This window comes from Catellatospora sp. KI3, assembly GCF_029948125.1.
In the GTDB taxonomy this organism is placed as follows: domain Bacteria; phylum Actinomycetota; class Actinomycetes; order Mycobacteriales; family Micromonosporaceae; genus Catellatospora.
On sequence record NZ_JASAMB010000023.1, the window covers coordinates 48,448 to 63,132 of the forward strand.

Annotated in this window: 12 protein-coding genes; 4 read left to right on the top strand and 8 right to left on the bottom strand. The window is 70.7% G+C overall.

Annotation, left to right across the window (positions count from 1 at the left end; translation table 11 throughout):
* The first annotated feature begins 62 nt into the window (after nucleotides 1-62).
* The gene (gene ftsH, locus QEZ54_RS29345; protein ID WP_281307976.1) at nucleotides 63-2,081 is read left to right on the top strand and encodes an ATP-dependent zinc metalloprotease FtsH; all 2,019 of its coding nucleotides are present in this window, start codon (nucleotides 63-65) and stop codon (nucleotides 2,079-2,081) included.
* On the top strand, nucleotides 2,078-2,722 hold the full coding sequence (gene folE / locus QEZ54_RS29350; protein WP_281308036.1) for a GTP cyclohydrolase I FolE: 645 nt from the start codon (nucleotides 2,078-2,080) through the stop codon (nucleotides 2,720-2,722). Before ftsH ends, folE begins: the two co-directional genes overlap by 4 nt.
* 4 nt (nucleotides 2,723-2,726) lie before the next feature.
* Here the strand turns inward: folE and QEZ54_RS29355 are convergent, their stop codons facing one another.
* The 3 genes from QEZ54_RS29355 to QEZ54_RS29365 all read right to left on the bottom strand — a co-directional run bounded on the left by QEZ54_RS29355 (nucleotide 2,727) and on the right by QEZ54_RS29365 (nucleotide 5,711).
* On the bottom strand, nucleotides 2,727-3,347 hold the full coding sequence (locus QEZ54_RS29355; protein ID WP_281307977.1) for a hypothetical protein: 621 nt from the start codon (nucleotides 3,345-3,347) through the stop codon (nucleotides 2,727-2,729).
* Nucleotides 3,344-5,197, bottom strand: coding sequence for an FtsK/SpoIIIE domain-containing protein (locus QEZ54_RS29360; RefSeq protein WP_281307978.1), 1,854 nt, complete (start codon nucleotides 5,195-5,197; stop codon nucleotides 3,344-3,346). Before QEZ54_RS29360 ends, QEZ54_RS29355 begins: the two co-directional genes overlap by 4 nt.
* A gap of 232 nt (nucleotides 5,198-5,429) precedes the next feature.
* Nucleotides 5,430-5,711 (bottom strand): hypothetical protein, encoded by a 282-nt coding sequence (locus QEZ54_RS29365; protein ID WP_281307979.1) that lies wholly within the window; start codon nucleotides 5,709-5,711, stop codon nucleotides 5,430-5,432.
* Nucleotides 5,712-5,802: 91 nt separating this feature from the next.
* On the opposite strand from QEZ54_RS29365, the gene QEZ54_RS29370 reads away from it, so the two are divergent.
* Both QEZ54_RS29370 and QEZ54_RS29375 read left to right on the top strand, forming a co-directional pair.
* Complete coding sequence (locus QEZ54_RS29370) at nucleotides 5,803-5,961, top strand: hypothetical protein (RefSeq protein WP_281307980.1); 159 nt, start codon at nucleotides 5,803-5,805, stop codon at nucleotides 5,959-5,961.
* 154 nt (nucleotides 5,962-6,115) lie between these two features.
* Nucleotides 6,116-6,625 (top strand): hypothetical protein, encoded by a 510-nt coding sequence (locus QEZ54_RS29375; RefSeq protein WP_281307981.1) that lies wholly within the window; start codon nucleotides 6,116-6,118, stop codon nucleotides 6,623-6,625.
* A gap of 611 nt (nucleotides 6,626-7,236) precedes the next feature.
* On the opposite strand, the gene QEZ54_RS29380 is transcribed toward QEZ54_RS29375, so the two are convergent.
* From QEZ54_RS29380 to QEZ54_RS29400, 5 genes are all read right to left on the bottom strand, one after another.
* The gene (locus QEZ54_RS29380) at nucleotides 7,237-8,379 is read right to left on the bottom strand and encodes a M23 family metallopeptidase (RefSeq protein WP_281307982.1); all 1,143 of its coding nucleotides are present in this window, start codon (nucleotides 8,377-8,379) and stop codon (nucleotides 7,237-7,239) included.
* Nucleotides 8,376-8,849 (bottom strand): hypothetical protein, encoded by a 474-nt coding sequence (locus QEZ54_RS29385; RefSeq protein ID WP_281307983.1) that lies wholly within the window; start codon nucleotides 8,847-8,849, stop codon nucleotides 8,376-8,378. Before QEZ54_RS29385 ends, QEZ54_RS29380 begins: the two co-directional genes overlap by 4 nt.
* A gap of 50 nt (nucleotides 8,850-8,899) precedes the next feature.
* Complete coding sequence (locus QEZ54_RS29390) at nucleotides 8,900-10,657, bottom strand: MFS transporter (protein ID WP_281308037.1); 1,758 nt, start codon at nucleotides 10,655-10,657, stop codon at nucleotides 8,900-8,902.
* A 119-nt stretch (nucleotides 10,658-10,776) separates the two neighbouring features.
* On the bottom strand, nucleotides 10,777-14,325 hold the full coding sequence (locus tag QEZ54_RS29395) for an ATP-binding protein (protein ID WP_281307984.1): 3,549 nt from the start codon (nucleotides 14,323-14,325) through the stop codon (nucleotides 10,777-10,779).
* The gene (locus QEZ54_RS29400) at nucleotides 14,322-14,684 is read right to left on the bottom strand and encodes a hypothetical protein (protein ID WP_281307985.1); all 363 of its coding nucleotides are present in this window, start codon (nucleotides 14,682-14,684) and stop codon (nucleotides 14,322-14,324) included. The genes QEZ54_RS29395 and QEZ54_RS29400 overlap by 4 nt, the downstream gene beginning before the upstream one ends.
* Nucleotide 14,685 lies beyond the last annotated feature (1 nt).

Genomic DNA, 14,685 nt, shown 5'->3' on the forward strand with positions numbered 1-14,685 from the left:
GGTGAGCTGACCGCCTCTATCGATCAGGAGGACACGGGCGCGATCAAGCGTCCGGTAACAGCATGGAGCGTACGCGTATCTTCCGCCGGCCGATCTTCTGGATCTTCATCGTGGCCATCTGCGCGATCCTGCTCAGCCAGCTCTTCACCAGCGGCCCGAGCTACCAGCCGGTGGACACCTCAGTTGCCCTGAGCACCATCGACCAGGCCGGCGCGGGTGCCATCAAGAAGGTGGAGCTGCGCGACAAGGAGCAGACGATCCGCATCGACCTGGCCGACAAGGCCAAGTTCGACGATGTGGAGACCGACAAGATCGAGGCGCAGTACCCGGCCGAGGCCGGGCTGCAGGTGTTCAATCGACTCGAAGAGGCCAAGAAGGCCGGCAAGATCTCGGGGAACTTCAACACCGAGGTCACCGAGGAGAGCGTCTTCCTCTCCCTGCTGGTGAGCCTGCTGCCGATCGCCATCCTGGTCATCCTGCTGCTGCTGTTCATGTCGCAGATGCAGGGCGGCGGCTCCCGGGTGCTCAACTTCGGCAAGTCGAAGGCCAAGCTCGTCAGCAAGGACACCCCGAAGACCACCTTCGCGGACGTGGCCGGCTCCGACGAGGCCGTCGAGGAACTGCACGAGATCAAGGACTTCCTGCAGAACCCGGCGAAGTACCAGGCGCTCGGCGCCAAGATCCCGAAGGGCGTGCTGCTGTTCGGCCCGCCCGGAACCGGTAAGACCCTGCTGGCCCGCGCCGTCGCCGGCGAGGCCGGGGTGCCGTTCTACTCCATCTCGGGTTCGGACTTCGTCGAGATGTTCGTGGGTGTCGGCGCCTCGCGTGTCCGCGACCTGTTCGAGCAGGCCAAGGCGAACGCCCCGGCCATCGTCTTCGTCGACGAGATCGACGCCGTCGGCCGCCACCGCGGCGCCGGCCTGGGCGGTGGCCACGACGAGCGCGAGCAGACCCTCAACCAGCTGCTGGTCGAGATGGACGGCTTCGACGCCAAGGGCGGCGTCATCCTGATCGCCGCCACCAACCGCCCCGACATCCTCGACCCGGCGCTGCTGCGTCCCGGCCGGTTCGACCGCCAGATCGCGGTCGACACCCCGGACATGACCGGCCGCAAGGCGATCCTGCGGGTGCACGCCAAGGGCAAGCCGTTCACGCCCGACGTCGACCTCGACGCCGTCGCCCGCCGCACGCCCGGCTTCACCGGTGCCGACCTCGCGAACGTGATCAACGAGGCCGCGCTGCTGACCGCGCGCCAGGACAAGCGCGCCATCAGCAACGACTCGCTCGAGGAGTCGATCGACCGCGTGGTGGCCGGCCCGCAGCGCCGCACCCGGGTCATGTCGGACCACGAGAAGAAGATCACCGCGTACCACGAGGGCGGGCACGCCCTGGTGGCCTGGGCGCTGCCGCACTCCGCGCCGGTGCACAAGGTGACCATCCTGTCCCGCAGCCGCTCGCTGGGCCACACCCTGGTGCTGCCGACCGAGGACAAGTACACCCAGACCCGCGCCGAGATGATCGACACCCTGGCGTACGCGCTGGGCGGCCGGGCCGCCGAGGAGCTCGTCTTCCACGAGCCCACCACCGGTGCCGGCAACGACATCGAGAAGGCGTCCGCCCTGGCCCGTGCCATGGTCACGCAGTACGGCATGAGCTCCAAGCTCGGCGCCGTCAAGTACGGCACCAGCGGCGACGAGCCGTTCCTGGGCCGGTCCTACGGCCACGAGCGCGACTACTCCGACTCCGTCGCCGCCGAGATCGACGCCGAGGTGCGCCACCTGATCGAGCTCGCCCACGACGAGGCGTACGAGATCCTGGTGGAGTACCGGGACGTCCTCGACGCGCTCGTGCTGGAGCTGATCGAGAAGGAGACCATCTCGACCGCCGACATGGCGCGCGTCTGCGCCCGCGTCGTCAAGCGGCCGCCGATGGCCCCGTTCAACGGCTTCGGCAAGCGCACGCCCTCCACCCAGCCGCCGGTGCTCACCCCGGCCGAGCTGGAGAAGAAGGCCAGCGAGAACGGCGCCGCCAGCAACGACGGTGAGGTCACCGTCGGCTCGGCCGCGGAGGGCACGAACTGAACGGCGAGCAGGGACTCGACCACCTCGCCGCCCGTCTGGTCGACGGCTCCCTCACCGGTGTTCCGGTGGAGGAGGCCGTCGACCTCGGGCGGATCGAGAAGGCGATCCGCGAACTGCTGATCGCCCTGGGCGAGGACCCCGACCGGGACGGCCTGCAGCGCACCCCCGCCCGCGTCGCCCGCGCGTACGCCGAACTCTTCGCCGGGCTGCGGGTCGACCCGACGCACGTGCTGACCACCACGTTCGAGGCCGACCACGACGAGTTCGTGCTGGTCCGCGACATCCAGGTGTTCAGCCTCTGCGAGCACCACCTGCTGCCGTTCAAGGGCGTCGCCCACGTCGGCTACCTGCCCGGCACCGACGGCCGCATCACCGGCCTGTCCAAGCTCGCCCGCCTCGTCGAGGTGTACGCGCGCCGCCCGCAGGTCCAGGAGCGCCTCACCTCGCAGATCGCCGACCTGCTCCAGCAGCAGCTCGCCGCGCGCGGCGTGATCGTGGTGCTGGAGTGCGAGCACATGTGCATGGAGATGCGCGGCATCCGCAAGGCCGGCGCCCGCACGGTCACCAGCGCGCTGCGCGGCCTGTGCAAGACCGACCCGAAGACCCGCGCCGAGGCGCTGGCCCTCATCAACGCCCGCTGACGCCTCAGCCCAGCGCGTACAGCGCCGCCGCCAGCAGCACCGGTGCGAAGCAGGTGACCGCGCCCAGCGGCGCCGTACGCGAACCCTTCGGGAAGACCAGCCCCACCAGCACCCAGCCCGTCGCGAACGCCAGCAGCGCCAGCGACAACCCGCCGACCAGCAGGTAGAACAGGCGCGCCCCGGCGTCGGCCAACCCCGCCAGGGCCAGCTGCACCACCAGTACGGTCAGGCTGAGCGGGGCGTAGATGAGCAGGTTGCGCGGGAGCCCGCGTCCGGTCGTACCCCCGAAACGCGCCAGCGAACCGTCCGTGACCTCCAGCGTCGCCCGCGCCTGGCGCAGCGCGGCCAGCGCCACCGCCGGACCGCCCGTCACCGCCTGCGCCGCCACATGCTGCTCCGACGGGCCCGGCAGCAGCACCGGAGCCGGGGCACCGACCCGGCCCGCGCTGGCCACCAGCCGGTTCGCCTGCAGGCTCAGCTGCGCCTGCACCGTCGGCAGCTCATCGCGGGCCGCGGCCAGCGCGGCCGCCTCCGCCGACGCGACATCGGCCGCCTCCCGCCGAACCGTGTCCAGCCGCTGCGCCGCGGCCAGGTACTCGGTCCAGGCAGCGCTCCGCTCGCTCATGCCATCTCCTCGCTGCTCGAGCCGATCAGCACCACCGGCGGATCCGAATCCAGGTCCCGGGCCTGCCAAAGCCGCTGCCGCAGCGCCGTCAGCACCTGCAGATCGGTGTGCGGGTCGGGGAAGCGCACCGTCTTCTCGTGGCCCCGGGTGGCGTTGCGCGGGCCGCCCAGGCCCCCGGCCGTGTTCACCACCGCGCAGCCCACCGGCAGCGACGCCGCCGCGTCATTGGTCGCCTCCAGCACGTCCGCGCCGCCGGGCAGCGCCACCCGCACCGGGAACTGCCCGAACGCCGAATCCCGGCGCGCGTGCAGGTCCGCCACCGCGCGCACCGAGCGCGAACTGAGGATCAGGTGCATCCCGTACCCCCGGGCGCGGCGGGCGAGCGATTCCAGCAGCCCCACCGCCTCCTTCGCGACCGGATCGTCGCCCGCGAGCAGCACCGGGAACTCCTCCAGCACGCACACCACCCGGGGCAGCTGCGCCAGCTCGCGGAACTGGCCGAAGCGCGGCACGCCCTCCTGCCCGAACAGGTCCACCCGCCGGTCCAGCTCGGCCGTCAGGCCCCGCAGCACCTCCAACCCGGCCTCGCGGGTGCAGCGGCCCCCGATCACGCGCGCGTGCGGCAGCCAGGCCGGATCGGTGCCGCTGGGCGCGAACTCCGCATACGCGCCGTCGCGCGCGAAATCGAGCAGGTACAGGGCCAGCTCGTCGGGGTCGTAGCGGGTGCACAGGCCGTACAGCACATTGGTCAGGAACGCGGTCTTGCCCGCGCTCGCGCGACCCGCGACCAGCCAGTGCGGCGTCAGCTCGGTGAAGCTCAGCGGGATCGGCGCCTCCCCGGCCAACCCCACGGTCGTCGACAGGCCCGCCGCCGACGACTCCGCCCACCACTGGTCCGGGTCCGGCAGCAGGTCCATCAGATGCACCTGGCCCGAGGCCGCATAGCGCGCCGCCAGCTCGCGGCACACCCGGTGCACCAGGTCCGCGGGCGGATCCGGGTCCAACTCCACCGGCACCGACAGGCCCGGCCACGTCGAGGTCGGGCTCGGCGCGTCACCCGGCGGCTGGGTGGCGAACGGACCACCCCCCACCAGCGCGTACGGGTTGCGCAGCACGATCTGCGTGCTCGTCGGCAGAGGCGCCTGCGCCGACGGCTGCGAGGTGTGCGGCGACAGCGGCGGCGGCGGCCAGCCCGCCACGATCAGGTGCAGCCCCGCCGCCGGGCCGGCCTGCGCCAACGCCGTGATCCGGGTCAGCTCGGCGCCCTCGACGTTCGACGGCAGCGCCGCGATGAGCAGCAGCATCGTGCAGTCCCGCCGCCGCGGCCGCGCCGTCGGCCGCCGCTGCGCGATCGGCCGGCTCGGCCGCACCCAGTGCTCCGCCTCGGCCAGCACCGCCTGCAGCCCGGCCAGATCGTGCACCGGCGGCGGCATCAGACCCGCGTCCGCCAGCGCCCCGAACGGCGCGAACAGAGCCCCGCCGACGGCGTCCACCGCCCGTACCACCAGGGTGCCCGACGGTGCGGTCGCCAGCAGGCGCAGCAGCACCGACCGCAGCGCCCCGGCGACCCGGGGGTCGCGCGAGTCCGCGCCGAAGGTCAGATGGCCGGTACCCAGCAACGGCACCACCAGCGGAAACTGATCGTCGTCAAGCGGCCGGGCGGTGCCGACCCGGACGAACTCCGGCCGGCGCTGGTCGCCCAGCGGGGTGCCGGAGGAGATCCCGTCCAGCCTCGCGCCCAGCCAGCCCGGTGCCAGTCTCGCGGCCGCGCCACGCAGGCGCTCCGCCAGATCATGCTGCTCAGCCAGATCCGTCCGCGGCGGCGGTAGATAGCTGTCCAAAGCCGACATCGCCGCCTGAACCACAGCCGCCGCATGCCGGTGCAGACCAGCGGCCTGGTCGATGCGCGCGTTCCATCCTGCCAACGCCAAGCCCTCCGCTGCGTCCTCCCCCGGGGGAGGTTAGCGCAGCGCACCCTACACCCGTCGCACATACGCGCGGAGGGCTTTCACATACTTGCGACAGATCGACATCCCGAAAAGGCTGCGCGCAGGTACGGGGTGGAGTAGGGCCGCGCGGCGGCTACTCGGCCCCGTTCTTCGACAGGTAGTCGATGAAACGGGCGCGGATCAGCGGCTCGTTGTCGCCGTAGTCGTGGCCGGTGAACTCGCGCCAGAGCGAGACGGCGTCGTCGACGGCGGCGCCGATGTCGGCGAGTTCGCGCTCCTCGGTCTCGGGGGCGGTCGGGAGGTGGCGGAACAGGTCCCAGAAGAAACCGAGGTCACGCTCCTCGCGGGCCTTCGCGAACGCGCGCTCGCGCAGCTGCTCGGTCGACAGGGCGTCCAGTTCGGCGAAATCGGTCACCGTGCCAGCGTACCGGGAGGTGCTGGGGACACATCGGTGTGTGTTGGGAGATCGCTATGCGGCGGGGCGGTTTGGCCATAGGGTGACGGTCATGCAGCCTCAGCCGCCGAAGCCGCCGTCGCGACTGCTCGGATTCCTTAAGAAGCCAGCGGGGCTGGTGCTCGCGGCGGTCGCGGTCGCGCTGGTGCTGGTGGTCATGTGCTGCTGCGGACTGTGGGCGGCCGGGTCGCTCAACCGCGGGTCGGTCTGAGTCGTCACGGATGCTGACCGCCGATGCGATCGCACGCCGCGCATCAGTTGAGTGGACGGCGATCGTCCTCGCTATGTGGATAGCGGTCTGTTGTCCCGGTGTGCCAGGCTGACATGCACTCATATGAGTGGATGCTGCGAGTGAGAGTGGTGCGATGGAGCGACAGAGGGGTTGGCGCAGGGTCCTTCTGGGCCTACTGATCCTGGTTGTCGTCGGTGGCGTCGGTGCGGGCGTCGCCGCAGTAGTGACCTATCACCAGGCGACCAAGATCGACCGTTCCGTTCCTGAGGTCGTGGTCGCCGAGTATCTGCGGGCCGCGCTTCAGAACAAGGATGCAGTCGGCATCGAGCTGTATGCGTGCGAGGATGCGAGTGCGCTTTCGCCGATCAACTCTCTGGTCCAAGAGCTGACGCAGCGAGAACACGACTTCAATGTTCAGATCGTCATCAGCTGGGGCGCTCTGACGCGGGTCGACCAGTCTGGTGAGGTGCGGATCCAGACCGATCTGTCAGTCACCGCGCTGAAGGACGGCTCCGAGGAGAGCAGTAGTCGACAGCGCTGGATCTTCGGCCTGAAGGATGAGGACGGCTGGCGCGTCTGTTCTGCGGAACGAGGCGTCGAGCCAAGCGCACAACCGAGCCCATCGGCAAGCCTGGTTCCGTGACTATTCGAGCCAGAGCTCAGCGAGTGGTACGGCGCGCGTCGCCGGGGCCTGTCCAGTGGCGGCCCAGCGGTACCATTCGTGTTCCTGAGCGACCCTGACCTGCGCTGATCCATCTGCTCCCACGTGGGCTTCGGTAACCGCGCGGAGGCCGCGCTGCTCGCCGTCGTTTCCGGTCTGGACCACGCGACGACCTGTCAGCTGGCCAGGTGCCTGAGAAGCCAGTGTCTCGGCGGAAACGGCGACCCGGGTGGGCGGATTGTCGAGTGATACGAGCGGTAGGCCGTCAACTGGTGCCGGTCTTTCGGCGGCTGTACTGATGGTCTCTACCCAGACGCGTTCCACCGGCACCAAGGCCGCGAAGACCTCGACGCGTTCCCGCTCCGCCCGGTACCACTCCGCCTCAGGAAGGACGGGGACCAGGCTCCGGGCACCCTGTCGAATGATCTCGTCGCCGCGCATCTCGGTACGCCACCCGTGTCCAGGCAGTCCGATCATCACGCGTGCACCGCGGAGTGAGCCCCCGCTCCCGAGGAGGGACATGGCGGGGACGGGAACGATCGGTGCGGGAGGAGTACGCCACTCGGCCGCCCATGCTGCGAAGTCGGCTTCGGTCATGCGTCCTTACCTCCATCGCCTAGCGCGGCGCCCTTTCCTGCCATGAACGGGATGGGATCGACGGCCCCGTTGCGCGAACGGTCGCCGTCAAGGTGCACTTCAAAGTGCAGGTGCGGCCCGGTCGAGTGGCCGCTGTTACCGACATTTCCGATGATCTGCCCAGGTGAGATCCGGTCACCCACGCGAACGAGAGGCCGACTCTGCATATGGCAGTAGCGGGTGATCACCTGGTCCGCGTGGAGAATGTCGACGTACCAGCCACACCCGGGGGTACTCAGCGAGCCATCCCGGTCACAGTTGCCCAAGTCGCACTTGCTGACGATGACCACGCCAGCGGCAGCTGCCCGAATCGGCGTGTGACGTGCGGCGCCCAGGTCGACTCCGTTGTGCGCGGGCCTCTCTGCCGTGCGGAAGCGTGAGTTGAGCGACGCTTTGACAGGTGCGGTCCAGCCAGATGCGGCGATCTGCCCGAATGAGGCACAGCGGAGTTTGTTGTCGACGAGGACCGCCCGCGCAGCACCGTCGGTCAACTCGTTGACGATCCGGGTAGCAAGGGGCTCGTGTTTCGCGTACGCGTTCGGGTACGCGCTGATCTGCACCCGTTGCGCCGCGACGGTGAGGGGCAGCGACTCCCAGCCTTTGACCTTCATAAGCTTCGTGTAGAACTTCGTCGCCGCGTAGACGGGATCCATGACCTGCTCCGGCGTTCCCCAACCCTGGCTGGGACGCTGCTGGAAGAGGCCGAGCGAATCGTGATCGTTGCGCTTACCGAGGAAGCCGTGATTCGTCAGGCTGCTCTCCTGCATGGCGGTCGCCACCGCGATCACCCAGCCTCGAGGTGACACCTTCAGCTGCTGACCGGTCTTGATGATGATGGCCGCGTTCCGGATCTTCTCTTCGCCGTACGGGCCGATGCGCGGGAACTGACCCGTGATGGTGACGGCCTTGGTGCTACCGCAGTTCAGCGAGTTGGTAAGCGGGGACTGGCTGGTGGCGAAATCGCCGAAGATCACAGCCGTGATGGCCCCACCGCAGCACAGCAGGGCCAATGTGGCGGTCGCCGCGATGATGATCCATGGTCGCAGAAGTCGGCGGCTGCCCTCGCGTATCGGGTTGGTGATGATCGGCGGGATACTCATGTGCGCTCCCAGTCGATGCCGTCCACCAGCCATTTGCCGCCTGGTGCGACCAGGCGCAGCCGGAGTGTTCCCGCGTCGATGGGAATGGCCACCTCGACGTAGGAGTCGGCTAGCGCCTCCACATGTGCGGCACCGGTGATGCGGCTGGCGGGCACGCTTACGGGATCCACTCCGTCGAGCTCGGCGGTCAGCGTCTCGGTGCACATGGGCCGTAGTGCTTCCAGCCAGTCGTCGGCGGAGCGGTCGTGCTGTATCCAGTTCTTCGCGAATGACGTGGCAAGAGAGACAACCTGTGGGCCGCTGCTCGGTTTGAGCGCACTCGGCGTGGGGTCGATTCTCACCACCCCGTCATCGCCGGCGTCCGAGTCGACGGGAGCTTGGGTGGCAGGCGGTGGGTCGTTCGCAAGCGGAGCGGGCGACCCACCGACAAGCTTTCCGATGATCACGATGAGGGCGACGACTGCGGCCAACCCGAGCGCCACCACGGTGCGGGGCCGCAGAGGAATCCGGGAAGACATTTTTACCTCGACTCGGACCTGGTCTCGGCCCGACTGGGCCGAACGGGCTCACTGGACGGCTCGGTGCGAGCTTCCGACCTGGTCGTGGCCTGCTGCGGGACGCTGGCGGGCCGGTACACCGAGTAACTCGGCTCGTGGTCCGGAACATCCGCCGATCGCCAGGCCTCGACCCGAACCGGGTCGGTGCCCCCTCGGGCCTCGGCTCTGACCGTAGCGGCGTTGTCTTCGGCGGCCACCGCGAGCTCAGGCCTGGCCTCTGGAACGGAGCTGCTGGTGGTGCTGCCGGGCGCGGCCGAGACGCCTGACGTGCTGCGGTCGGCGGCTTGGCTGCTGGCGGCCGGAGTGGGCCGCGCTGTGAGCAACGAGGTCCCGCTGCTGCCGCCAGCAAGCTGAGTGATGCGGCTGTACGGCCGGAGCAGGATCCAGCCGACCACGCCGCAAAGGAGGACGAGGGTCACCTGCAGCCATCCTGCCAGTGACGCGGTACTCATGATCAGATCGACGGCGAACAGGTATACGGCGGCGCCGGTGCCGAAGATCGCGATGTTGAACAGCGCAGCCAGAACCGAGTTGACCAGCCGACGGAGCCCGGCGCTCGCCGGTCGAAGGAGCCCGACGGTGCCCAGCGCGGGAGCGGCGATGACTGCCCACCGGATGATCAGGAATCCGAGCAGAACAAGAATGGACGCGATGACGTCGAAGGCGGCGAAGGAGATCGCCGACAGAATGGCGACGAAGCCGGCACCGATCCGTTCCATGCCCTTGGTGCCCTGCAGGTACTGGTACGCCTGCGGGTCCTCGGTGCGGATCTGTTCCGCGACCTTCATCCAGTCGCTCTGCTTCTGCCGGATCAACCCGTCTCGAAGCTGCTGCCTGGCATCGGCATTCGGCGTGTCATTGATCTGCTCGACCTCTTGCCAACTCAGCGACTTCGCCCTGAGCAGCGCGGGGCCGTACTTCTTGGCCGTCTCGCTGTCCGCGGATCCGAGTTGGCCGCGAAGCCAGTTCCGGTACAGCAGAGCCTCTACAGCGGTGTCTCCAGCGCGTACCGCAGGCGGACGGTGGTCGTCACATGCTCCAGGCGCCGGGTCGCTACACGTGGTCGTGGTAGGTGCTGAGCGAGGCCCAACCGCATCGTGCACAACACTCAGAACACCTACAAGCGTGCCGTCGGCGGCTCTGGCGGACTGCACCGGCCAGCTGGCCAGGGCGGTCACGCCGACCATGACGAGGATCGCCCAGCCCACGGTGGTCAGCGCCATGGACATCTGCGCCTGCCGGGATCGCCACAGCAGGTACACGCCGATCACCGCCAGAGTGATCACGCCGAAGACGGTGAAGACCTGGGTGTACAGCGACTGGGTGGCCTTCTCGACCAGCGGGTCCGCCCATCCCCACATCTCGCTGGGGTCCCAGGCCCGCTCCCGGAGCGCGTTCGACACGCCCACGATGCCACTGGCGAACATGAACTCGCCGTTCGCGATCGTGTTCTCGATCTTGTAGTCGGGGTGCATGACGGTCTGCACGCAGTTGATGTCATACGTGGTGTAGTCGTACCCCGCATAGCCGTAACGTGCGTACTTGCCCGCCGGTCCTCTGGTGTCCCAGGTGGGCTTGGAGACGAACCAGCCTGCCAGACCGGAGTCGGGGGCGGCCGGGTTCGGCGCCGACAGGCACTGGGCGCGTGCGGCGCTGACCTCCTGGAGCCGGGAGATGCACTCGTCGAGGCCGCGCTTGGTCCACTCCTCCAGCGAGCACAGCTTGTCCCCCGGAGCAGCCTGCACCGCCGCAGCCGTATCCGCAGCAGCCTGCACCGGCGCCCCGAACAGCGTCCCCAGCGCGAGCACCACCGTCGCGACCGTCGCCGCCCCCAGCCGCCTCACCGTGCCCCTCCCTGCGCGGCCCGTGCCTCGGCCTGCCCGGTCGGCGTCGTGTCCAGCGTCTCCAGCAGCCCCGGCACGTACGACACGTCGACCCGCACCCGCTGCACCCGGCTGTCCACGTCCCGGAGCACGAACTCGCGGTATCCCAGCCGCCCCGCGCTGTTGGCGTCCGGCGCCGACAACGACGCCAGCACCTCCTCGTAACCCACCTCGGTAGGCACCCGCAGCAGCCGCAGCGCCTCGGACGCGATCTCCGGGTCCTGCGCGATGCGCCCCACGAATACGGTCGAGACGAGGTTCTGCACGTCGAGCCCGAGGATGTCCTTCGGGTTCTGGGAGGCGACGAGCGCGGCGAGGTTCCACTTGCGGCTGTCGCGGGCGAGCCGGACCAGGAACGAGCGTCCGGACCGCCAGCCTTCCATGAAGTGCGCCTCGTCGAGGCCGACGAGTTTGCGCTGGTGCATGTCGCCGGAGTAGCAGCGGCGGACGGCGAGCCGGTGCGCGGTGTGCAGCATCGGCAGCGCCAGCGCCTCCTCCGCCGACCAGTACTCCCGCTCGATCTTGAGGTCGGGCAGGCGCAGGCCGGACATGGTGATGACGGTGAGGGCCGCGTCGGTGCTGAGCAGGTCGCCGGGCGGGGTGCCGAAGAACAGCAGCGCCAGCGGCATCTCGGCGGTGTCGAGCAGCAGGTTGGCCAGTTCGCGCCCGGTGTCGTCGATGCCGGCCAGGCAGCGTACGACGTCGTCGAGGGTCGCGGTCTCCTCGGCGGGGACGGTGCGGACGGCGTGGCGCAGCAGCGTGGCGGTGGACGCCTCGCGGGCGACCTGCGGCGGCACCAGCATGGCGCAGATGTCCTGCACGAGCATGCGGCGTTCGGCGCGGGCGTTGCTGACGGCGATCTCGTACTCCCGGTCGCCGTTGGCTCCGGGTGGGAACTCGGTGCGCTGCGGGGTCGGGATCAGGGAGTACGGCGCGAGCGTGCCCTGCTCCCCGCCGGTCAGGTTGAGCACGCGCGAGTACGGCCGCAGCTCCGGCATGCTGGCCAGCCGGGCCAGCGGGCCGCTCGGGTCGAGCAGGGTGACCTGGACGCCGCGGCGGGCGTTGAGGTAGCCCATCGCGCCGAGCAGCGTCGACTTGCCGCCACCGGGCTCGGCGACCATGACGGACAGGCCGGAGCGCTCGCGCACCTCCATCGGGAAGTGCGGGTCGAGGAAGACGGGGCGGCGGCAGGTGCCGGCGGTGCGGCCGAGCAGGTCGCCGCGGCGGTCGCCGACGGTCGACGCAGCCTGGGGCAGCGCGGCGGCGAGCAGCCGTACGGGCATGCGCCGCAGGTAGCCGGTGTTGGCGATGGGCTCGCCGGGGATGAACTCGCGGGCGAGCTGGTCCTGCTGCTTGGGGTGCTGCAGGGCCACCCGCAGGTCGCGGCTGTACGCGGCGATGACCGACCGGGCCCGTTCCAGGCACTCGTCGCGGGTGGCGCCGCTGATGGCGATGCGGTGCCAGCCGTGCGCGCGGGCGGAGTCGACGGGCAGGCCGGTGGTCATCTCGTCGCCCATGACGAGGGCCCGGCTGGCCAGGCGCTCCAGCTCGGGCGGGGCGTCCATGCCGTGCTCGAGGTAGTCGAGCTGCTGCGAACGGATCATGCGCAGCCGGTGTTCGAGGTTGCGGAAGCTGTCCTGCGGGCCGAGGATGTCCACCCGCGACGACAGCTCCATCGGCCACGGCAGGCGCTCGTGGAAGTGCAGCCAGGGCTCGTGCCGCTCGGGGATGTCCAGCGGCTCCATCCGGCCGACGGTGAGCACGGCGACGTGCCGCTCCTCGCCCGTCATCCGGTTGACCAGCTTGACCGTGCTGCCGTACGGCGCGCGGTAGCGCTCGATCTGCTCGGTGAGGGCGAGCAGGTCGCCCTCCTCCCAGCGGCCGTGGCCGACGGAGCCCATCATGCTGGGCGGGCTCATGCCGAGCGCGACGGACCGGTAGAGCAGCCATTCGAGGTCGGAGGCGGCGGCGCGCTGGCCGCGCATGCCGAACGCGGCCAGGACCTCGTCGAACTGCTCGACCTGCTTGCCGAGCTTCTTGCGCTCGGAGTCGGCGGTGCCCTTGCCGAAGGCGCGCAGCAGCTTCTCGCTGAACGAGTCGCCCAGCGCCCGGCGGGCGAAGGTGACGCCGAGGAAGGTCTGGCCCTCGCTGTGGTTGATGTCGAGCAGGTGCCGCTGGGCGTTGACCAGGTGGTCGCCCCAGCCGGGGGCGCCGGGCACGGCCGGCAGCGGGCGGGTGGTGAGCTGGTCGAGCTGCTGCGCCCACTGGTCGGCCGGGAACGGCCGGGTGGTACGCCGCAGGTGCAGCCGGAACCCGGCCAGGCCCGCGTACTGCTCGCTGATGGCCGACAGGAGCGCCTCGCGCTCGGCGTCGGGGCGGAACGCCCAGCGGACCTCGGGCAGCAGGTACCAGGCGGTCACCGCGTGCGGAGTGAACGTGAGGTGACCGGCGATCTCGGTGATCGCGATCTCCTGGGCGGCGTCGCGGTCGCGCTTCTGCTTCGGCGGCGTCGCGGCCTTGACCGGCTTGGCGCCGGCCCGGCTGCCCGTGCGCGACGGCGCAGCCGGTGCCGCGTGGCGCCCGGTCTGCGGCGGTGCACCCTGCGGCGCCAGGGGTCGGCTGCTCAGAGGCACGGTGCTGACCGGCACCGAACTCACCGGCACCGAGCTGACCGGGCGCTGGCGCAGGTCCGGCGGCGGCCGCATCGGGATGCCGCTGACGGGCACGCCGCTGACCGGAGCGGTGTGCGGGGTGGCCGCTGGACGGCCCGTGGCGGCGTTGGGGCGTGCGGGTCCGGCGGGGCCGCCGGGGCGGTGTCCGGACAGGCCGGAGCTGGTCGAACGGCCGCCGGCCGACTCGGCGCCGGAGGTGCGACCGGGCGCGCCGGTCTGGCCCTGCGGCTGGCCGGGAGCAGCGCCAGGCTGGCTCTGCGGGTGACCCTGCGCGGTCGTGCCCGGCTGGCTCTGCGTGCGACCGGGGGTCGAGGCAGGCCGCGACGGGTCGGGCGGCAGCGGGACGAAGTTCGGGGCGGGGTTCTGCGGGGGCGGCGGCACGGGCGGCTGGGCGGCCCGGGTCGGCGCGGTGCGGGGCATGGTGCCGCCCCGGGTGACGGCGCCGGGCTCGGCGGCCTCGGCGTCGAACAGCTCCAGGAAGGGCGACTCGATGTCCGGGCCCAGCGGCGCGGTCGGCGGTGGCGGCTCGGCGTCGCGGCGGGCGCTGGCGAGCCGTTCCCGCTGGGCCTGGGTGGCGCGGTCGGCGGCGGCGCGCAGCTCGGCGGCGCGGCGGTCGGCCGCGCTCTGCAGGTCGCTGCGCAGGTCGCCGCGGGCGCCGTCGGCGCGGGCCTCGGGGCGGCCGTCGCCGGCGGAGGTCTGCTCGGGTGCGGCCGGTTCGCGGCGCCGGGGCGGCTGGAACACGGCCACGGGGCCCTGGGTGGCCGGGCCGTCGACGGACGGGACGACGTCGGAGACGGTGTCGTCCAGGTCGTACTCGGTATCGTGGCCGGTCATGTGATCGCCCGCCGCACGACGACCCGGCGCGCGACCAGGCGCGCGTCATGGTGTTCGGCGCCCGCCTCGCGGGTGCGGCGCCAGTCGGTTAGCGCGGTCCGGATGACCATGCGCGCGGGCCGGTCGGGGTCGACGTGGCGGAAGACGTACGACGTGGAGACGATGGCCAGCGCGATCTCCCACGCGGGGAAGACCTCGATCTGCTGGCTGAACAGCCAGTGGATGCCCATGTAGAGCGGCACGAGCAGCACGAACAGGCCGTACTGCGCGTACGGCAGCTGCACCGGCAGGGTGTAGCCGGGCGGTCCGAGATAGACGAGGCGGGCCCGGTAGATGTCGTCGTCCGTACGCAACCGCATG